The sequence below is a fragment of the Sorangium sp. So ce834 genome (assembly GCF_051521425.1).
Taxonomy (GTDB): Bacteria; Myxococcota_A; Polyangia; order Polyangiales; family Polyangiaceae; genus Sorangium; species Sorangium cellulosum_D.
The window spans coordinates 7,059,805-7,080,137 of sequence record NZ_CP150351.1 but is presented as its reverse complement, the minus strand read 5'-3'; the positions used below and the strand labels follow the sequence as shown (position 1 = coordinate 7,080,137).

14 protein-coding genes are annotated in these 20,333 nt (G+C 72.9%); 5 read left to right on the top strand and 9 right to left on the bottom strand.

Features of this window, described 5'->3' with window-relative positions; genetic code table 11:
* Positions 1-16 precede the first annotated feature (16 nt).
* The 5 genes from WMF20_RS25350 to WMF20_RS25330 form a co-directional block, all read right to left on the bottom strand.
* Positions 17-508, bottom strand: a complete 492-nt coding sequence (locus WMF20_RS25350) for an ExbD/TolR family protein (RefSeq protein ID WP_129576824.1) — start codon at positions 506-508, stop codon at positions 17-19.
* Positions 508-1,272 (bottom strand): MotA/TolQ/ExbB proton channel family protein, encoded by a 765-nt coding sequence (locus WMF20_RS25345; protein WP_129576823.1) that lies wholly within the window; start codon positions 1,270-1,272, stop codon positions 508-510. Before WMF20_RS25345 ends, WMF20_RS25350 begins: the two co-directional genes overlap by 1 nt.
* Positions 1,273-1,330: 58 nt before the next feature.
* On the bottom strand, positions 1,331-2,551 hold the full coding sequence (gene truD / locus WMF20_RS25340) for a tRNA pseudouridine(13) synthase TruD (protein ID WP_437604528.1): 1,221 nt from the start codon (positions 2,549-2,551) through the stop codon (positions 1,331-1,333).
* Between the two features lie 99 nt (positions 2,552-2,650).
* Positions 2,651-2,974: a hypothetical protein gene (locus tag WMF20_RS25335; RefSeq protein ID WP_437604527.1), complete on the bottom strand. Its 324-nt coding sequence runs from the start codon at positions 2,972-2,974 to the stop codon at positions 2,651-2,653.
* Between the two features lie 50 nt (positions 2,975-3,024).
* Entirely contained in the window at positions 3,025-4,584 is a 1,560-nt protein-coding gene (locus WMF20_RS25330) for an HAD-IG family 5'-nucleotidase (RefSeq protein ID WP_437604526.1), read from the bottom strand.
* A gap of 342 nt (positions 4,585-4,926) precedes the next feature.
* On the opposite strand from WMF20_RS25330, the gene WMF20_RS25325 reads away from it, so the two are divergent.
* Positions 4,927-5,778: a ferritin-like domain-containing protein gene (locus WMF20_RS25325; RefSeq protein ID WP_437604525.1), complete on the top strand. Its 852-nt coding sequence runs from the start codon at positions 4,927-4,929 to the stop codon at positions 5,776-5,778.
* Positions 5,779-5,983: 205 nt separating this feature from the next.
* Positions 5,984-8,206 carry a response regulator gene (locus WMF20_RS25320; RefSeq protein WP_437604524.1) on the top strand — a complete coding sequence of 741 codons (2,223 nt, stop codon included), beginning with the start codon at positions 5,984-5,986 and terminating at the stop codon, positions 8,204-8,206.
* Here WMF20_RS25320 and WMF20_RS25315 read toward each other — a convergent pair.
* A complete protein-coding gene (locus WMF20_RS25315; protein ID WP_437604523.1) occupies positions 8,184-9,032 on the bottom strand; it encodes an SDR family NAD(P)-dependent oxidoreductase in 849 nt (282 codons plus the stop codon). The two genes, WMF20_RS25320 and WMF20_RS25315, sit on opposite strands and share 23 nt — an antisense overlap.
* 359 nt (positions 9,033-9,391) lie before the next feature.
* Positions 9,392-9,706, bottom strand: coding sequence for an Mpo1-like protein (locus WMF20_RS25310; RefSeq protein WP_129576816.1), 315 nt, complete (start codon positions 9,704-9,706; stop codon positions 9,392-9,394).
* Between the two features lie 185 nt (positions 9,707-9,891).
* On the opposite strand from WMF20_RS25310, the gene WMF20_RS25305 reads away from it, so the two are divergent.
* Positions 9,892-11,856, top strand: a complete 1,965-nt coding sequence (locus WMF20_RS25305) for a sigma 54-interacting transcriptional regulator (RefSeq protein WP_129576815.1) — start codon at positions 9,892-9,894, stop codon at positions 11,854-11,856.
* 103 nt (positions 11,857-11,959) lie between these two features.
* Here the strand turns inward: WMF20_RS25305 and WMF20_RS25300 are convergent, their stop codons facing one another.
* Positions 11,960-13,501, bottom strand: coding sequence for a Glu/Leu/Phe/Val family dehydrogenase (locus WMF20_RS25300; RefSeq protein ID WP_129576814.1), 1,542 nt, complete (start codon positions 13,499-13,501; stop codon positions 11,960-11,962).
* 234 nt (positions 13,502-13,735) lie between these two features.
* Positions 13,736-14,461, bottom strand: coding sequence for a hypothetical protein (locus WMF20_RS25295; protein ID WP_437604521.1), 726 nt, complete (start codon positions 14,459-14,461; stop codon positions 13,736-13,738).
* Between the two features lie 1,080 nt (positions 14,462-15,541).
* On the opposite strand from WMF20_RS25295, the gene WMF20_RS25290 reads away from it, so the two are divergent.
* Entirely contained in the window at positions 15,542-17,878 is a 2,337-nt protein-coding gene (locus WMF20_RS25290; RefSeq protein WP_437604520.1) for a right-handed parallel beta-helix repeat-containing protein, read from the top strand.
* Between the two features lie 727 nt (positions 17,879-18,605).
* Entirely contained in the window at positions 18,606-20,333 is a 1,728-nt protein-coding gene (locus WMF20_RS25285) for an ABC transporter substrate-binding protein (RefSeq protein ID WP_207217489.1), read from the top strand.

Here is a 20,333-nt window from a genome sequence, read left to right as displayed (position 1 = left end):
CTCTCGCTCGGCGCGCTCAGGGCGCGGGGCTCGGTGTTGCCGGCGCGGGGGCGGCCGGGGGCGGCGCGGCCGGGGCGCCTGGCGCGGCGCCGGGCTCGGGCGCGATCGGCGTCACGCCGAACGCGATCTTGGAGACGCCCGCCTGCTTCAGCAGATCGAGCGCGCGGATCACCCGGCCGTGCGGGACCGTCGTGTCGGCGCGGATCACGGCGCGGAGCTCCGGGTTCTTCGCCTGGGCCTCGCGCGCGATCGGGAGGATGGCGTCCTCGCCCGCGAGCTTCTTGCCGTCGGCGAACGTGTCGCCGTTCGCGTGCAGCTCGAGCCCGAAGACGAGCTGCACCTCCTGCCCCTGCGCCGCCTTCGGCAGATCGAGGGGGAGCGACTGCGAGACGATGATCTTCGCGGTCACCATGAAGATGATGAGGAGCACGAGGGTGATGTCGACGAGCGGCGTGACGTTGATGCCGCTGATCATCTCGTCATCGTCGTTGCGGCCCGTGGCGGCCATCAGCGCTCCTCCTCGCCCGCGCCGCCCTTCCTGCTCTCCTCCTGGCGCGGCGCCCGCGCGGCCTTGGCGCGAGGCTCGGCGGCGACGGCGGGCGCGGCCCCGGCGAACGCCGGGTCGATCTTGAGGTGCGCGAGCAGGACCCGCGTGAGCGCCTCGGTGTTGGCCAGCGTCGACTTGATCATGCGCTGGAAGTAGTTGTTCGCCGCGACGGCCGGGATGGCGACGGCGAGGCCGACCGCGGTCGCGACGAGCGCCTCGGCGATGCTCGACATGACGGCCTGCGGCGCCATGGCCTGCGAGGCGGCCTGCGCGACCGGCGTCTTCGCCGCCTGGCCGAGCGCGTCGAAGGCGCCGACGACGCCGATGACGGTGCCGAACAGCCCGATGAACGGCGCGTTGTTGCCGAGCGTGCCCAGGTAAGCGAGGCGCCGCTCGAGCTTCATGCGCTGGAGCGCCGCGGCGCCGGCCATGGCCTCCTCGGCCGCGTCGGGCCCCTGGTGCGCCACCGCGAGGCCGGCCGAGACGACCGCGGCCTCGGCCGAGGGCGAGGCCTCCATCCGCTTCCGCGCGGCCTCGATCGAGTCGTCGAGGGACGTCCGGAGATCCCGCGCGAGGACGGCGAGATCGTCGCGGAGCGACCAGAAGAACCAGGCGCGCTCCAGGATGATGGCGACCGAGACGACGCTGAGGCCGATCATCAACCACATGACCCAGGCGGCCCCGAAGCCGACCATGATGCGCTGCAGCCACTCGACGAGGTTCATCTTCTTCCTTGGTGCCTTTCCGATGGTGGGGTGGGTGGGGGCCGCGCCTCGAGACGTCCTACGGTTCGGCGCTGGGCTGCCCTTCCTCGACTGCGTCCTCCTCCTCCGGAGCGGGGGCGCCGGCCGCGCCCGGCCTGCCGACGGAGGGCTGGGGGGCGGAGGCGTCGACGAGCCGAAAGACTCGCCCAAGGACGGTGGTCGCGTAGCCGCCCTTCGGTAGCACAAACGAGACGACAATTCCTTGCCCTGCGCCTCTAGCCCCCGCGGGCTCCGGCGCGCCGGCGCTCGCCGCCTCCTCGGCGGCGGACACCGCGAGGCCGTCCACCTCCAGCCGCAGGGGGCGCCGCGTGCCTTCTCCGGCGTGGGCGAACGCGTCGAGCTTGCGGGGGTCGCCGATCGCCGCCGTGAGCACCTCGCGCTCCAGCGCGCCCGGGGCGCCCTCGGGCCAGCGCATCTTCCGGCCGAACATCGGGCCCGTCGCCGAGATCGAGAGCGCGGCGGCGCGCGCCTCGGCGTCCGCGACCTCCGGGCCCTCGAGGGGCACGAGGAACAGCCCGCCGGTGTCGCGCTTCTTGGCGAGATCGCCGGGGAGCACGGTGCTCCAGGTGCCGTCCGCCTCGCGGCGCGCGAGCACCTCGTTGAACCAGAGCGACTGGAGCGCCGAGAAGAGCAGCCGCTGCTCGCGCCGGTCGCGGGGCCCGCGCTCCCGGCCCGCGATCCACGCGAGCGCGCGCTCGGGGTTATCGCCGTTCCTCCCGAACCGCTGCGGCCCGAACGCGTTCGGCACGCCGGCGCGGCCCATGTCGGCGAGGCGGCGCTCGGCGAGCGGGAGCGCCGCGGGGGCGATCCCGCGGAGCGTGATCCGGAACCGGTTGCCGACGAGGTGCCCCGGCTTGAGCTTGTGGTCGTGGCGCGCGATCGAGAGGATCTCGATCCCGGGCAGCTCGGCCCGCTCGAGCAGCGGCGCCGGATCCCGCGCGAGCGGGAGCTGGACCGATGCGGTCTGCGTGGTGATGGCGTGCCGGTCCTTCATGCCGGCGAAGCCGGCGCTGCCCGGGTCGGCGCCGAGCGCGAGCGCGATGGCGCGCACCGCGTCGGGCGTGGTGCGCCCCGTCTTGCGGAAGGTCACGAACACGTGCTCGCCGCGGCCGCTCGGCGCGTAGGCGGGGAGCTCTTCGACGACGAAGTCCGCGGGCGAGCTCCGGAGCACGGCCGTGGGCAGGTCGCCGGGCGGGCCCGCGGCCGCGGGGGCCGCGGCGGGCGGGGCGGTGGTGGTCATGGGAGCGCCAGCGTGACCGAAATCGCCCCGGCGTCCAGCGGCGAGCGCGCGCCGGCGGCCGCGCGGGGCGCGCCGCGCGTGCCCGGGCGGGCCGCGGCGCTACCTGGGCCCGGAGAAGCCGCCGACCCCGCCGCCGCCGGGCACGGGGTTCTTCACGACCTTGCACTCCTCGTCGCCCGTGTCGACCGTGGTGACGTCGTAGCAGCAGAGCTCACCGTCGAAGTCGCCCTCGCTGTCGATCGACTCGATCGAGCTCAGACACCCGGGGTTCTGGAAGAAGACGTACGCGTCGTCGCTGGACGGGCACGCCCCCTCGAACTCGGTCCAGTGGAAGCAGGCCCGCTTGCCGCAGCCGCCGACGAGCAAGAGGAGGGCGGGGGCGGCGAGCGCGAGGGACAGCGAGCGGAGGCGGACGGTGCTCATGGCGATCTCCTGGAGCGGCGGCCGCGCGCGGGCGCGGGCGGCGTTGGCGATCAGAGCTCGTGCGGCATCAGGTCGCGCGGGCTCCTGAAGTACTGCAGCGGCGAGTAGGCGAGCAGGTTGGAGACGCGCGACGTGTAGATGCACGCGTACTCCTCGACCTGATCGCCGAAGCTGGACGTCTCGTTCGCCTCCTTGAGCAGCGAGCCCCAGTAGGGGTGGAAGCGGCGGGCGATCTCGCGCTCCAGCTTGGCGACCCCGGCGTCGACGGCCCGGAGCTGGCCGCGGATGCGCTCGACCGCGCGCTTCGTGCGGCCGCGCTCGGCCTCGTAGAACGACGTCGCGTAGTCGATCTGGACGTGGTCGCCGACCGCCTCCGCGTGCAGCGCGCCTCCGCCGCCGTTCGGCGAGCCGTTCTTCTTCTGCTGCTCCTCCTCGATCTTGCGGGTGAGGTCCTTGTAGCGCTGCTGGTAGAAGCGGAGCTGGTCCTCGAGCTCCTCGCGGCGCCCCTCGAGCAGCGCGCTCTCCATGTGCTCGCGGCGGCACGACTCGTGGGCGGCGACCTCGGCCTCCATCTCCTGGATGATCATCGCCGTGCGCCACGCGCTCTCCTTCTTCGAGCGGAGGATGTCGCCGTAGATGTGATCGCCCACGTAGAGGACGCGATCGCCGGAGATGTTCAGGAACTTCTCGAAGTCGTGGAGGTTGCCCCCCTCGTAGATGGCGCCGCGCTCGAGCGGCGCCGTGGCGGGGCGGACCTCGGCGCCGTCGCGGATGAGCAGCGGGCGGCGCTCCTGGAAGAACGCCGGCTTCTGCGCGGCGACCACGATGACGTCGAAGTAGTGCCGGAAGCTCGGGTATTCGGGCATCGCGTCCCCGAGCAGGTACGTCATCATCTTCTCGGTGAACGGCCAGCGCGAGTTCGTGAGCAAGAAGAGCTTCTTGCCCGCCGAGCGGAACTTGTGGAGCGTCTGCGCGAGGTTCGGGTCGCGCTCGACGAAGCGCGGCAGGTCGGAGCGGACGACGTCGAGGATGGTGCCGTCGCGGTGCGCCTCGTCGATGCACTCGCGGATGTCGGTGAAGAGCCGCGCGTAGTCGAGCGGGACGCCGCGCGCCTCGAGGGCGTCGACGATGCCGGCGTAGAGCGTGGCCTCGCTCAGCGCGTACAGCGTGTCGATCCAGTGGTAGCGGGCCGTGTTCGGCCGGATCTTGCGGTGCTGGTAGAGCGACCGGAGCTCTTCCTTCGTGAGCTCGCGCAGGCCGTGGTACCCGCGCTGGACCACCTTGAACCGGTCCATCTTGAGCACGTGGCCGAAGCGCTTGTCGATCAGCAGGCCGCGGATGGGGAAGTGGATCGGGTAGCGGAGGCTCCGCAGGAGATCCTCGGGGTAACCGCGGGCGGCGAGCTTCGTGACCGTCCCCTGGATCGAGAGGTTGTCCATCTCGGTCTGGTTGTAGATGGCCAGGGTGTAGTCCATGTCGAAGCCGACCCAGTCGATCCCCGCGAGCTTGAGGTTGCGGTTGACGAAGACGCGCCGGGTCCGCGGGATGCGCGTGGGCTCAGTCTGGGGAGTGAGCCCTCCGAGGGGGAGCTGGAGCTGCTCGAAGAACACAGTGGGTCGACTATGGTATCCCACGCCCACGAGGCGTACAAAGGGCGCCTCCTTGACGAACGCGTCGCAGCGTCACGTCTCGCCTAGTCCAGCCTAGCCGCGCGCCGCCGCGCCCCGAGCGCCCCGGGTTCGTCCGCCCGGCGTCCTCCGCCGGCGCACCGGCGCGCTCCTGGTGCGCCGCGCCGGAAAACTGCGCTATGGTGCGCGCCCGTCCCGTCTCGTGCGATCGCGGAGGAGGATCCCATCCGTCGCCGACGGGCACCTCGTTCGATGCTTTTCGCAGCGCCCCAGCCGGTCTCTCGCAAGCCCCCCGTCCAGCGCCCCACGTCCTGGTGGCTCAGCATGCTGCGCCGCCGCGCGGAGCGGATGTACGACGAAGAGCTCGACCTCTCCCAGCCGATCCCGTGGGAGAGCGAGGCCGAGCGCCAGGCGGCGATCGCCTTCTTCAACGCAGCGTTCCGCGCCGAGGAGTCCGGCCTGACGCAGGCCCACGCCTTGGCCGACGAGGTGAGCGCCTGGGACCCGGAGCTCGGCGAGTGTCTGCGGCTCTACGGCGACGAAGAGGGGTGGCACCGCGAGCTGCTCACGAAGTTCCTCGCGCACATCGGCGGCGAGGTCCGGCCCATGGGCCGCGTCACCGGCACCTTCTATCGCCTGTACGGCCGCGCGAAGCGGGTCGAGACGATCGTGCTCACGAACCTCATGTTCGAGACCATCGGCTCGACGACGTACCGCCTCGCGCTGCGGGAAGCCCGCTACCCGGCCGTGCGGCAGATGCTCACGATCCTGACGCGCGACGAGTCGTTCCACGTCCCGCTCAACGTCCACTTCCTGCGCGAGGCGCTGAAGCGCAGCCCGCCCTCGATGCGCCTCAAGCTGCGCGCCATCTACACGGCGCTCTTCGCGGCGCTGCTCGGCTCCGCGGCCGCGAGCCGCCGGCGCGCGCTCGCCTTCGACAGGATCCCGTTCCGGGTGCTCGCGGGCGCCTACGCCGAGCACCTCGGCCGGCTCTTCGTCCACGAGAGCGACCTCGACTTCGCCCCGCCGGAGCTGCTCCTGCGCCTGTTCGGGCACAGCCGGCGCGCGCTCGCGTCGTCCGACGACCCCTCCGCCGTCAGCGTGCTCTCGGCGGAGGCCGCGGTCGATCGCGAGCGCGTCGTCGTGACGGCGCTCGGCGGCGCGCGCGACGCCTGACGCGCTCGGGACGCGCGACCCCCGCGCGTCAAAGAGCTGTGACGCAAAGCGGCGCGGCGTCGTCGACGCGCGCCGGCGCGATGGCGACGGACGGTCGTTCCAGTACCCACGGTAAACTTTTCACCGGAACATTGTAAGCAGTACACTCTTACCTCCGGCGTCGTGGGCTCGCGCGGGGCGGGCGGAAGGTCGAGTCGGGGCGTCGATGGCAGGCAAGGAGCAGCGCCGGAGCGGCCCAGAGAGCAGCCCGGCCACGAGGAGCACCGATTCCGCGGAGCACGCGCTCGCGCCGCACGAGCCGGGGGCGCGGCCGTCCGCGCTCGCCGACGCGGAGGGGGACGAGGGCGTCCTCGCGCAGATGCGGCACGAGATCCGGACGCTGCTCAGCGGGATCGTCGGCATCAGCGGCCTCCTGCTCGACACCGAGCTCGATCCGGAGCAGCGCGCCTTCGCGCGGCGCATCCGGAGCAGCGGTGACGCGGTGCTCTCGATGGTCGACGAGCTCATCGATCTCGGCCAGCCCGGCGGCCTCGGGCTGCACGTCGACCGCGTCGACTTCGACCTGCGCCGGGCCGTCGAGGACGCGGCGGAGCTGCTCGGCGATCGCGCGCACGACGACAGGACCGAGCTCGTGCTCGAGGTCGAGGCCGACGTGCCGGGCGCGGTGCGCGGCGACGCGGCGCGGCTGCGGCAGGTCCTGCTGAGCGTCGGGACCTCCGCGATCCGCGCGGCGCCCCGGGGCGAGGTGCTGGTGCGCGCCGCGCTGGACGCGGGCCGGGAGGGCGAGCCGCCGGGCGGGCCCGAGGGCGCGGCCGAGGGGGCGAGCGCGCGGGTGCGCTTCGACGTGCGCTTCTTCGACGTGCGCTTCGCGGCCGCAGCGGGGCTCGCCGGCGTTGCGGAGGCGCCGGGGAGGGCGGGCGCGCCGGGCGGCGCTGCGCGGCTCCTGCCCGAGCAGGACGCGCGCGCCGCGGAGCTGCGCGCGGCGCCCGGCGTCGCGATCGCGAGGCGCCTCATCGCCGCGATGGGCGGCGAGCTCCGCGCCGCGCCGGACGCCGGCGCGCGCCGCCAGGGGATCTCGTTCGTGCTGCCGTTCGAGCGGCGCGGGCGCGGCCCGGAGCGCGCGCTCATCCCGCGCATCGACCTGCCCGGCAAGCGGGTGCTCGTCGTCGACGACAGCGGCTCGGTGCGCCGCGTGGCGCAGAAGCTGATCGAGGAGCTCGGGCTGGCGTGCCGCACCTCGGAGAGCGGCGCCGCCGCGCTCGCCGCGCTGCGCGAGGCGGCGGGCGCCGGCGCGCCGTACGACATGGTGCTGCTCGATCTCGAGCTGGCCGACCTCGACGGGCTGACGCTGCTCCAGCGCATCAAGGCGGACGCCGCGATCGCGTCCGCGCGCAGCGTGCTCATGACCTACCCCGGCAGGGAGGCGCCGAGCCGCGCCGAGGTCGACTCGGTGCTCATCAAGCCGATCCGGCGCGCGCAGCTGCACTCGAGCCTGCGGCTGCTCGCGGGGCTCTCGCCGGAGCACGTGGCCGCCGGCGCGCGCGCGCACGCGCCGAGGTCGCGGCGGGGGGCGGCGACGACCGAGCCGCGGAGCTCGTCGCGCCCGAGGGTGCTCGTGGTCGACGACAACGCGGTGAGCCAGAAGATCGCGGCGTTCATGGTCGAGAAGCGCGGCTACCTCGCCGACGTGGTGGACAGCGGCCGCGCGGCCGTCGAGGCGGTGCGGCGCGGCGGCTACGCCGCGGTGCTGATGGACTGCCACATGCCCGGCTTCGACGGCTACGCGGCGGCCGAGGAGATCCGCCGCGCCGAGCGGCCGGACCGGCGGACGCCGATCATCGCGATGACGGCGAGCGCCGGGCGCGACGCGCGGCAGCGGTGCCTCGCGGCGGGGATGGATGACGCGCTGTCCAAGCCGCTGAAGCAGGACGAGGTCGATCGCGCGCTGCGGACCTTCGCCACGGCGTCGCGGTCCGGCGCGTACGAGGCGGTGCGCCCCGAGAGCGCGCCGCCGAGCGTGGAGCGTCCGCCGCCGACGCTGGTCACGCCGTCGCCGCCGCCGGGCGGGGCGCGCGTCCAGGCCGCGGCGTCGGGGAGGCCGCGGGCCGGGCTGCGCGCGGCCCTGCCCGACGTCGTCAGCGAGGTGACCGAGCTCTTCCTCACGGAGGCGCCGAGCCGGGTGGCCGCGATGCGCGAGGCCGCGGCGCGGGGCGCGCTCGGCGAGCTCGAGCGGCTCGCCTGGGCGCTCTACGAGAGCGCCGACAAGCTCGCGGCGTTCAACCTGAAGGAGCTCTGCGCGCGGCTCGATCGGGAGGCGCGCGCCGGGACGATCGAGAGCGCGACCGAGGCGGTGCAGGCCGTCGCCCGGGAGGTCGGGCGCGTGCAGACCTCGCTCGCGGCGGACCTCAAGAAGCGGGGGCCGAGGTGACGTCCGCGCGGGTGAGGCCGGCGAGCCGCGCGCTCATGTCCCAGAGCCGCGCGGCCGCCTCGGCGTCGGTCGCCATCCCCTTGAGGGGCCTCGCCCGGGTCCGCTCGAAGAAGGCGGGGCTCTCGGCGGGCGGCGCGTCGGCCAGGATCGCGAGGAGGTTCGCGGCGGCCTGCGCCGGGGTCGCGCCCACGACGTCGATCAGCGTCTTGAGCACGCGCGAGGTCCCGTCGAAGAGCCCCGACCGCACGAGCCCCGGATAGTAGCAGAGCACCCGGGCCCCGCTGCCCGAGAGCGCGCCCGAGAGCCGCCGCGCCGCGAGCACGAGCGCGAGCTTCGACCGCGCGGAGGCGGCGAGGAACGAATAGGAGCGCTTCGACATGAGGTCGTCGAAGTCGAGCCGGATGCTGTCCACCGGCGCGACCAGGTTGACCACGCGCGCGTCGCGCGCGGCCTTGAGCCGGTCGAGCAGGAGGTTCGACAGAAGAAAATGCGACAGGTAGTTCACCTGGAACGTCATCTCGAGGCCGTCCGCGGACTCCGCGCGCTCGCGCAGGAACACCCCCGCGTTGTTCACGAGCAGGTGGACGGCCCCGCACCGGTCGGCCACCTGCCGGGCCGCGGCGCGCACCGACGCGAGCCGGCCGAGGTCGCACTCGATGAGGTGGACCTCGCCCTGCACCTTCAGCGCGGCGAGCTTCCTCGCGCCCTCGGAGCCGGTCCTGCGGCAGAGCACGGTCACCCGGGCGCCCTGCCGCGCCAGCGCGGATGCCGTCGCGAGCCCGATCCCCGAGGTCCCCCCGGTGATCACGGCGACTTTCCCCCTCATGCTTTGCGCACACCCCATCTGCCGTCTCCTCGTCTCGCCGTTCTCGTCCATCTCATCGCCTGCGGCGGCGGGCCGGTCACGACGCTCCGGGAGCGCGTCGGCGACAGGAGCCCTCAGCGGCGCACGCCGGAGCGCCGGAGCGGCGCGATGCCCGCTGGAAACCCCCGAAGAGAAGAGTCGTCGTCCCCCCGCCCGCGACACAGGTACGACCATGCACGCATCACGTCAAGCGAGCATGGTGCATCGCAGCATGGGCGTGAAGTAGGCAATTTCCAGATTTTACTGATTTTGGCGGGCGGTGTGTCCGCGTCGGATCGCAGCACGCGGGACGGGAGGGGTGACGAGGCTGGTGCGGCGCGTCAGGGGGCGGGCGTCTCCTCGAAGACGCGCACGCCGTATTTCTCGAGACACCAGAGCACGCCGATGATCAGGCTCCGTTTGTCGTCCACGAACGACGGCTTCTTCCCCTCGAAATAGTGGCCCGCGAACTGGAAGCCCCAGCCGGTCGCGAACATCGCGGCCGCGAGCGGGAGGCCGATGAGGGTGGCGCCCACGGGGAAGCTCGCGACGATGAGCGGTATGCCGACCTTGTGACACGCCTGGTTGCGTGGATCCTGGTGGTCTTCCTTGTAACGGCGGAGCACCTCTGTCCATTCGGCGTTGAGACGGAGCATGCGACCACCTTACCACGCTGCCGCGCCCGCGCCGCGCGAGGAGGGAGCGCGGGCGGCGAAGCCGCGCGGCGGGCCCCGCGTTCAGCCGCGCTTTCGTCGAAGACCCGCGGCGCCGTTGCTTCCCGGTTGCCGCTTGGAGCAATGAGGCGTAGTTGGGCAGTGTGAGCGGTCACAGAACCGGTCCCATGGCGACGACTGCACCGCTGTCAGTCAAGACAGGGGAGCTGATCCAGGGCGCGCGCTCGGAGAAGCGCCGTGTCCTCTTGCTCGTTTACCACCATGATGGCGTCGAGATGGCTCCGATGAGCCCCGGCGTCGGCGTCGTCGTCGGCAGGGAGCCCCCGGCCGACGTCGTGATCCGCGACAGGAGCATCTCGCGCCGGCACGCGCGCTTCACGCTCGTGGGCGGCGAGGTCGTGGTCGAGGACCTCGGCTCGCGCAACGGCACGCGCATCTCGGGGCAGCGGGTCGAGAGCGGCGTGGTCAAGGCCGGGGACGAGGTGCTGCTCGGCGGCATCGTCGCCTCGGTGCACGTGCTCGCCGGCGGCGAGCTGCCGCCGTTCGGCCTGGAGGGCTCCGACGCGCTCCGCGTCGCCCTGCAGGCCGAGATCGTGCGGTCCAGGTTCTTCGGCCGGAAGTTCGCGCTCGTCGTGGTCCGCTCGCTCGGCGCCCAGGCGAGCCACCTCCGCCACTGGGGGCTCCGCGTGCGCGAGGCGCTGCGGCCCGTCGATCGCGTCGCGTTCTACAGCGCCGACACCCTCGAGATCCTGCTCCCGGAGGTCACGCCCGAGCTCGCGGAGGAGCTCGCGAAGACGATCGTCGCGCGCCGCGAGGGCGAGCCCGTGCTCGTGTCGGGCGTCGCGGTGTTCCCCGACGCCGCGACCTCCATCGACAAGCTCATCGAGGTGAGCCACGAGGCGTCGCGCAGCGCGAGCCCCGCGGCGCCGGTGCACCTCGCGGCCCCGGAGGGCGCGCTGCTCTACGTCGCGCCGAAGGTCGAGGGCGCGCGGCCGCCCGAGGAGGAGGGCGCCGCGGGCGCGGTGCCCGAGAGCCAGTGGGAGGCCGACGGCCACGTCCTCGCGACGAAGAGCCCGCTCATGCGATCGCTCGTCGAGGTGGCGCTGCGGGCCGCGCGCTCCTCGATCCCGGTGCTCCTGCGCGGCGAGACCGGGACGGGCAAGGAGGTGCTCGCGCGGTTCATCCACGACCGCAGCCCGCGCCGCGGCGAGCCGCTCATCTGCGTGAACTGCGGGGCGATCCCGGCGCTGCTCATCGAGAGCACCCTCTTCGGCCACGAGCGCGGCGCCTTCACCGGGGCGAGCCAGCAGCAGAAGGGCGTCTTCGAGGCCGCCTCCGGCGGCACGGTCCTGCTCGACGAGATCGGCGAGCTGCCCGCGGCCGCGCAGGCCGCGCTCCTGCGCGTGCTGGAGACCAAGCGGGTGACGCGCGTCGGCGCGACCAAGGAGATCGAGGTCGACGTCCGCGTGATCGCGGCGACGCACCGCGACCTCGACGCGATGTGCGACGCGGGCACGTTCCGGCTCGACCTGCTCTACCGGCTGAACGCGATGACGCTGAACATCCCGCCGCTCCGCGCGCGCCGCGACGACATCGCGACGCTCGCGGCGGGCTTCCTGCAGCAGGCGAACGCGGCGAACCTCAGCCGGGTCCAGTCGATCACGTCCGAGGCGCTGGCCCTGCTGAAGAGCTACTCGTGGCCCGGCAACGTGCGCGAGCTCCGCAACGCGATCGAGCGGGCGGTGGTGATCGCCGAGGGCGAGGCGATCATGGCGCGCGACCTCCCGGAGCGCATCCGCACGGCGGTGACCGCGCCCAGCGCGCCGCCCGCGCCGTCGCGCGCCCTCGACCCCTCGCGCTCGTCCGATCCCGGCATGCCGGCCCTGTCCCAGCGCTCGTCCGAGCCGCTGCCCTCGCGCCTGTCGGAGCCGGCGTCGTCGGCGGCCCCCTCGACGGGCGGCCTCAAGACGCGCCTGGAGCAGATCGAGGCCGACCTCCTGCTCGAGGCGCTGCGCGCGTCCGACTGGAACCAGACGGAGGCGGCGCGGCGCCTGGAGCTGCCGCTCAGGACGCTGCAGCACAAGATCAAGGTCTACGGCATCAAGAAGCTCGGGTACGGCGTCGCCCGGTAGCGCCGCCCGGCGCCCGGTGCCAGGTCGACGATGGGCGCGCGCCTGCGCTCCTCCGGCGACCGACCGCGGGCGGCGCCTGCGGTCCGGCGGCCGGAGGCGCCGCCTACTGGGAGAACCCTTCCAGCATGTAGTGCGCCTCGATGCGCTTGAGCGCGAGCACCATCGCGGCGAGCCGCATCGGCAGGCGCTTGCCGACGACGAGCCCCGTCGAGTCGTGATCTTCGGTGCGGCGCGGCCGGTCCTCCGCGATGTCGCAGATCAGGCGGTAGTTGCTCTTGATGGCGCGCTCGAGGCGCGCGTTCACCTCGCCCTCGGTCCAGTGCTCCATGCGCTTGTTCTGGATCCACTCGTAGTACGAGACGGTCACGCCGCCCGCGTTGCCGATGATGTCGGGGATGACGCTGATGCCGCGCTCCGCCAGCACCTTGTCCCCCTCGGTCGTGGTCGGGCGGTTGGCGCCCTCGGCCACGAGCTTCGCCTTGAGCCGCTCGGCCACCTCGCCGGTGATGGCGTCGCCGAGCGCGGCCGGGATGCAGATCTCCGCGTCGACGCTCCAGAAGTCGTCGCGCGCGATCGCCTGGGCCCCGGCGTAGCCGGCGACCGAGCGCCGGAGGTTCTGCGGGTTCTCGCTCACGTAGGCCGTCAGCGCGCCGACGTCGATGCCGTTCGGGTCGTACACCGCGCCGTCGGCGTCCTGCACCGCGACGCACCGGGCGCCCATCCTGCACAGGATTTCGGCCGCGGCGGAGCCGACGTTGCCGAAGCCCTGCACGATGAAGCGCGCCCCGGCGAGGGAGGCGCCGCGCTGCGCGTACCACTCCTCGATGCAGTACGCGAGCCCCTGGCCGGTCGCCTTGACGCGCCCCTCGGAGCCGCCGATGCGCACGTCCTTGCCCGTGACGACGCCGCGGTGGTTGTGCCGCTCGCGCTCGCCGTCGCTGTACTGGCGCAGGAGCCACGCCATCACCTCGGCGTTCGTGCCCACGTCGGGCGCGGGGATGTCGACGTTGGGCCCGATGAGCTGCTTCAGCCGGTACATGTACCGGAGCGAGATCGCCTCGAGCTCGTCCTTGCTGTGCTCGCGCGGATCCATGCGAATACCCCCCTTGGCGCCGCCGAACGGGACATGCGCGATGGCGGCCTTCCAGGTCATCTCGGCGGCGAGCGCGTTGAACAGGTCGAGCGACACGGCCTTGTGGAAGCGGAGCCCGCCCTTGTAAGGCCCCCGCGCCTGGTTGTGCTGGACCCGATAGGCCTTGAAGCGGACGAACCCGCCGGGCTGGATCCGGTAAAGGCCCTGGTCGGCGAGGCGGATCACGCCGTCCTGCACGTGGATCGAGCCGCTCCGGAGCGCCTCGGGGCGGAGGATGAGCTTGCCGTTGAAGAGCGGGGTGACGGCGGCGCGGTTCGGGATGACCGAGGCAGGGAGCCGCTCGTAGGCCCCGGCCGCCTCCCCGCGGAAGGGGACGAGGCGGTCCTGGAGCTGCGTGGTGATGTAGAAGATGTGCTCGTAGTCGGGCTGCTCGAGCTCCAGCCGGATGCGAGGGGCCAGGCCGATGAGGTCCGCGGCCGTGTGAAACACCGCCATGGACTCACCGAAAATGTTGGTCTCCGGCTCGCGCTCTAGGAGGGGGGCGTCTTCCATCGCCGTATGCTGCCTCGTCAGCGCGGCGGGGGTCCAACCTTTCGCGCGCCCGCGCGGCGCGCCGCTCGAGCCAGCGCGCCGCGCGGGCGCGCGATCTGGAGAGACGTCGATCGACCACGGGCCGCCGGCCTCGCGGGGAGCTGGTGCGGCTCCCCGCGGAGATTCCGGCGGCCCGTCGCGTCGGTCACCGCTGTCCCCGACCGGCAGCGTGGCCGGCGCCCTCAGGACATGACGTCAGGGGGAGAACATCCCGGGGACCGCGCCGCCGTACGGGGAGCCGCCGAGGCCGCCCGGGAAGCCGTAGCCGCCGCCCGGGAAGCCGAAGCCGCCGCCCGGGAAGCCGCCGCCGAGCCCGCCGCCCGGGAAGCCGCCGCCGAGCCCGCCGCCCGGGAAGCCGCCGCCGAGGCCACCGTAGGGCCCGAGGCCGCCGAGGCCGCCGTAGGGCCCGCCGAGGCCGCCGAGGCCGCCGTAGGGCCCGCCGAGGCCGCCGTAGGGCCCGCCGAGGCCGCCGAACGGCCCGCCGGGCATGCCGCCGGGCATGCCGCCGGGCATGCCGCCGAACGGCCCGCCGGGCATGCCGCCGAACGGCCCGCCGGGCATGCCGCCAGGGACCTGGCCGACAGGACCCTGGCCGACAGGGCCCTTGCCGATGGGAGCCTGGCCAGGGCCCTGAATCGGCCCGCCCAGGCCCGGGCCCATGGGGATGCCCTTGCCCACGGGGCCTTGAGCGAGCGGCCCGCCGAGATCGGTCTTGCCGGGGATCACGGGCCCGCCGCCCCGCGTCTCCTCCGTATCTCCCGCTGTATCTCCCTCCAATGCCTGCTCGCTCGACGCCACGTCGACGTCGGCCTGCTCCAAGTCGGCCTCTTCCGGCGTCACCGCGCCGAGCGCGCACCCGGTCATCAACGCAGACAAGAGCATCGCCGCTTGCGCCATCTTCATATCGATCGAGCTAACCATCCGTCCTCCTTCCATGCCCCGCCAGGGCTCTCAGGCCCGCGGTGGCATGTTGAGCGGCGTGGAGAGCAGGCTGCGTGCCTGACAGCGCGTGTGCAGAGCCTGCCGCGTCGGCCCTCCGCGGCTCGCCGGACGGCGACGGCGAAAGTGCATTGTCTGAATCCGCGCCGTGTGGGAGCCCAGCCCCGCTTCATCGCGCCCGAGCGCCGCCGCGCCGGCGCGCTTCGAGGCCGCGTCGCAGCGCCGATGTGGGAGGCTCCCGAGCGCTGGAGAAAGGCAAATGTCGACGCGCGCAGCGGGGCGCCCGCGGCGCGCGGCGCGCGGCGGGACGGGACGAGGGCGACCCGACTTGCAGCTTTATCGGGCCCTGCAAACCGCATTTCCGAAGACCTGGTCGATCTCTGCAATCGAGGGCTGCGGACTCGACATCATCGCTGATGGGCGGCAACGTCCCGCGGCCCAGCGTCCTCTGGTCACGCCCTGCGCAGCCCACGTGAGCCGACAGAGGCCCAGGGCGGCGCTCCCCCTGCGGCGACCGCGCCGCGCGGCGCGCGCCCGAGCCGCGCGCCGTCGCCACGTCGTCCGGAACGACGGCGCCGGCGCGGGCTTCGGCCGCGGACGGCGGCCCCGCGAGGCGGCGGGAACGGCCTCCTCCGCGGAGCGTCCCGGCGGCGCTCGGCGCGGCCCAACGTGGTTGACAGAAAGCGTGCGACCCGCACGATCGGCGGCGCGCGCGGGCCCGCGCTCGGAGAGATCCGCGCGCGCGCCCGAGACCTCGGCGCGGCGCAGACGTCCGCGGCGACGCAGGGAAAGTCGGCGCGATCGCGATTCCGCTGCCTGGCCGGAGGCTGGCTCCTGTTGTAAGATTCATTACTCCGAAGGAGTTCGCGCGGCGCCGATCAGGCGCTGTCCTCGTCATCCTGTCGCGGGCTCGGCGGTGATCTCCGGCGCTCGGAGCGCCGGTTCATGCACGACAAGCGGTCTTCGCGCCGCCGCGGCGGCTCCTCGGCCTCGTTCGCCCCCCGGGCGCGCGGAGGCGCGCGGGGCGCGCGCCGGGGCAGCGCTGTCCGAGGAGGGTATTGCATGCGCCTCTGCGCGACGCGCCCGGGTTCGTCTTGGCTGGCCGCCTGCATCGCGGTCCTGTCGCCGCTCGCCGCGGCGTGCAGCGACCTCTCGCGCAGCTCCGACACTCCGCTGGTGGGCGATCCCGCCGCGCCGCCCTGCGCGCGCGGGCACGTCCTCGGGCCCGGGGGCGCGTGCATGCCGGTGGGCATCCAGGGGTGCGCCGAGCTGTTCGTGGAGGACGATGATCTCTGCCACCCCTCGATGGCCAAATGCCCTCCGGGGACGATCCCGAAGTTCGACGAGGGGTGCATTCCCGTCGGCCTACCGCGCTGCGCTCCCGAGCTCGTCGGCGACGACGGGCTCTGCAGGCCGGCCATGGCGAAGTGTCCGGCGGGCACGTTCGCGACGCCGGAAGCGGGGTGTGTGAGCGTCGATGGCCCCGACGGCTGCGGGCGCGGGCCGTGGGGGGACGTGCCTCGGGCGCCCGGCAACGTGTATGTCGACCCGAGCTACGCCGGCGCGGACGGCGACGGCTCCGAGGCGAGGCCGGTCGCGACGCTCGAGGCGGCGCTCGAGCGCGTCGCCGACGGCGGGACCATCGCGCTCGCGGACGGCACCTACGACGAGCCGGCCGTCATCGCGAGGCCCGTCGCCATCGCCGGCCGGTGCGCCTCGCGCGTGCGGATCCGCGGGGTGAGCCCGCTGGTCGTCCCGCCCGCGATCGTGGCCGTGCTCGGCGCGGGGGAGGTGACGCTCCGGGGGCTGGAGATCGGCGGCGACGGCGCCGGCGTGGTCGCGATGGGCGCGAGCGCCGTGACGCTCGAGCGCGTGCACATCAAGGGCGCCGCCCACGCCGGCGTCCTTGCGGGCGACGGCGCGCGGGTCTCGGTGGCGGCGAGCTGGATCGAGGGGACGCGCGCCGGCGCGGCGGGCGACGGCATGGGCGCGCTCGCGGACACGGGCGGCGCGCTGTTCGTCCGGGAGAGCGCGGTGACGGGCAGCCGCGCGGCGGGCGTGGCCGCGCTCTACGCCGGCGCCTCGGCGGCCGTGGTGGGCAGCCTCGTCGAGGGGACCTCGCCGTCGGAGCGCCTCCGGGACGGCGAGGGGATCGTCGCCCGCGACGGCGGCGAGGTGTCCGTCGAGCGCACGGCCGTGGTCGGAAACCGCCTGTCGGGCATCGTCGCGACGGGGAACGCGTCGGCGACGATCTCCGGCGTGCTCGTCGAGGGGACGATGCCCGGGAGCCTGGAGCCCAGCTACGGCGTCGGCGTGTACGCGGCGAGCCGCGCGCGCGTCGCGATCGACTCGAGCGTGCTCGTCGGCAACGCGGAGATCGGCGTCGCCGTCCTCGGCGAGGGCACGGCGGCGACGATGACGCGGAGCCTCGTCCAGGAGACGGTGGCGGCCGCGTCCTCGTCGCTGCTCGGCGGGTTCGGCGTCGCCGTGGCCCGCGGCGCGGCGATGCGGCTCCACGACAGCGCCATCGTCCGCAACCGCGGGACCGGGGTTCACGTGGGCGATCTCTCCGCCGAGCTGGTCGCCACGGGCAACCTCGTCGAGGGGACGATCGCCGGAGGGGCCTGGGGCGACGGCGCCGGCGTGTCCGTGCTGGAGGGCCGCGCGACGCTCGCGTCGAACGTCCTTCGCGACAACGAGGGGACCGGCCTGTCGGTGGGGTATGCCGGATCCGAGGCGACCGTGACAGGCAACCTCGTCGAGGGGCATGTCGCGCCGGACCGGCGCGCGCCGGCGGGGCAGGGGATCGTCGTCTACCGCGGGGCCACCGCGGCGCTCTCGGGCAATCTGATCCGCGGGAGCCGCTCGGTCGGCGTCCTCGCCGGCGCGGAGCTCCCGGCCGGCAAGGTCGAGATCACCGGGGACCTCATCGAGGACACGTCGGGCGACCACGGCGCCGGCATCGGCGTCGCCGCCGCGGGCTATCAGCTGCGGCTCGCCTCGTCCCTCATCCGCGCGAGCCGCACGGCCGGCGTGGCGCTGTTCGCCGCCGACGCGGAGATCGCAGAGACCGTCATCGACGGCGTGACCGGGGACGGCAAGGGCGCGCGGCACGGCGATCTCGTCGCCGACGGCGTCCTCGCGCTCGCCGGCTCCACAGCCACCCTCGACGGCGTGCGGGTGACCCGCTGCGCGCGGGCCGGCATCCTGTTCGATCGGAGCTCGGGTCGCCTCTCCCGGGTTCGCGCCTGGGACAACCTCTTCGGGCTGGTGGTACAGGGCTCGCCCGCGCCCGAGCTGAAGAAGGGCGGCGAGAACGCGTTCATCGGCAACATCGCGGCAGACGAGCGCTTCGACGCCGGCCTCCTCGTGCCCGCGTCCGCTCCCCCGCTTCCGTGAGGCGCGCCCGCCGGATCGCGCCGCGCCCCACCGCGCGAAACCTAGAAGACATGGAACGGAATCGCCTCCGATACATCGTTGTCGGGTCACGTCCGGGCGGATCGAGGCGCCACACGTCGAGTCGCGCGCCCCGAATCGACGCCGCGCGCACATGCGTATCGCTCGCATCGCCGCGCGCTCCGGACGCGATCTCCCGCCGCCCGCGCAGGGGGCGCGCTGCGCCTCGCCCGCTCGCAGAGTGCCCATCCGCCCGCAGGGACGAGCCGGAAAAATCTGGTCTTGTCATCGCTCGCGGACATCTGTATAGACGTGCCCCGGCCGCTCCCTGAAACGATGCATCATCGACTGACTCCTTATCTTGCCGTGAACGAAGAAAATAACAGTGTGAGCGCCAGAGTGCTCAGGTGTCATGACGCGCGATGACACCATGAGACGGAATTGCTGCTGCGGTGCTGCTGCGATAGATGACGCGCCACGACATCTCCCTTGAAATCGCGCCTGAGTGAGCGGCACGAGAACTTGGTAGCGACCTCGAATCCCCGTTGACACTGCTGTGCGAAGACGGCTACAGTGCCGACGGCTGGATGCCGGTATGGTGCGCTGCGTCGCGGCGAAGGGGTCCGGCGAGTCGCTGTGTCACGTGGCGGCTTCCAGGAAGATCAGCTGAATGGGAGAGGGACGGTGGGCGCTCGGGCGTGTCCACGAGGGCCCCGCGAGGAGCATTCTCATGAGGAACTGGTTGTTGCCGCGTCGGACGTTGGTTCTCTCGGCGTTGCTTCTTTCGGTCGGCGCCGCGGCAGGTTGCACGAAGCCCGACGCGAAGAAGGACCCCGCGGGCGGCGCGGGCACCGCCCCGGCCGCTCCAGGGGCGGCCAAGAACCCCGCGGCGGACACCTTCCTGACCGTCTCGATCGAGCAGCAAGCGTCGTGGGTGCGCAACTTCAATCCTCTGCTGGCCCCAGGCAACGTTCGCTGGCCGACCGTCGCTGGCATCTACGAGCCGCTCCTCGTTTACAACACGATGAAGGGCGAGTTCACCCCCTGGCTCGCCTCGAAATACGAGTGGAGCAACGGGAACAAGACGCTCACCTTCACGATTCGCCCCGAAGTGAAGTGGTCCGACGGCCAGCCCTTCACGGCGAAGGACGTCGCCTTCACCTTCGGGCTCCTGAAGAAGCACGCCGCCCTCGACCTGCAGGGCGTCTGGAAGTGGCTGACCGCGGTTGAGGCCAAGAGCGACTCGGCGGTCGAGTTCTCGCTCACGCGGCCGTACGTCCCCGGGCTCGTCTTCCTCGGGCACCAGCCGATCGTGCCGGAGCACAAGTGGAAGGACGTGGCCGATCCGGTCACCTTCACGAACGAGAACCCGGTCGCGACGGGGCCCTTCACCGAGGTGAAGAACTTCCAGAACCAGATCTACGAGCTCGGTCGTAATCCGAACTACTGGCAGCAGGGCAAGCCCGCGATCAAGGGGCTCCGCTTCCCGGCCTACCCGGGCAACGACCAGGCGAACCTGGCGCTCCTGAACGGCGAGGTCGACTGGGCCGGCAACTTCGTCCCGGAGATCGAGAAGGTCTACGTCGGCAAGGATCCGACGAACCACCACTACTGGTTCCCGCTCGTCGGCAGCACCGTGTTCGTCTACACGAACACGACGAAGAAGCCGCTCGACGACGTGCGGGTGCGCAAGGCGATCAGCATGTCGCTCGACCGCGAGCAGATCGTCAAGGTCGCGATGAACAACTACACGCGGCCGGCGGACGCGACGGCGCTCAGCGACGCGCACGAGCGCTGGCGCAGCCAGAAGGTCGTCGAGGCCGGCGACTGGGTGAAGTTCAACGTGGCCAAGGCGAACCAGATCCTCGACGAGGCGGGCTACGCCAAGGGCGCGGACGGCATCCGCGTGAAGGACGGCAAGCCGCTGCGCTTCGACATCAACGTCGTCACGGGCTGGTCCGACTGGGTGCGCGCGGCGCAGATCGTCACGCAGCAGGTGAAGCAGATCGGCGTCGAGGCCACGCTGAAGACGTACGACTTCAGCGCGTTCTTCGAGGCGCTCCAGAAGGGCACCTTCGACCTGTCGATGGGCTGGTCGAACGAGGAGCCGACGCCGTACAACTTCTACCGCGACCTCCTCGGCAGCGCGACCGTGAAGCCGGTCGGCGAGTCGGCGGCGCGCAACTGGCACCGGTTCGGCGCCAAGCAGGCGGATGGCCTCTTCGAGGCGTTCGAGGCCGCCACGGAGCCGGCGGAGCAGAAGAAGCTGCTCGAGCAGCTCCAGGAGATCTTCTCCGAGACGGCGCCCTCGGTCCCGCTGTTCCCCGGGCCGTCGTGGGGCGAGTTCAACACCCGCCGCTTCACCGGGTTCCCCAGCAAGGAGAACCCGTACGCGAAGCTGTCGCCGAACAACCCGCCCGAGTACCTGCTCGTCCTCACTGAGCTCAAGCCGAAGTGA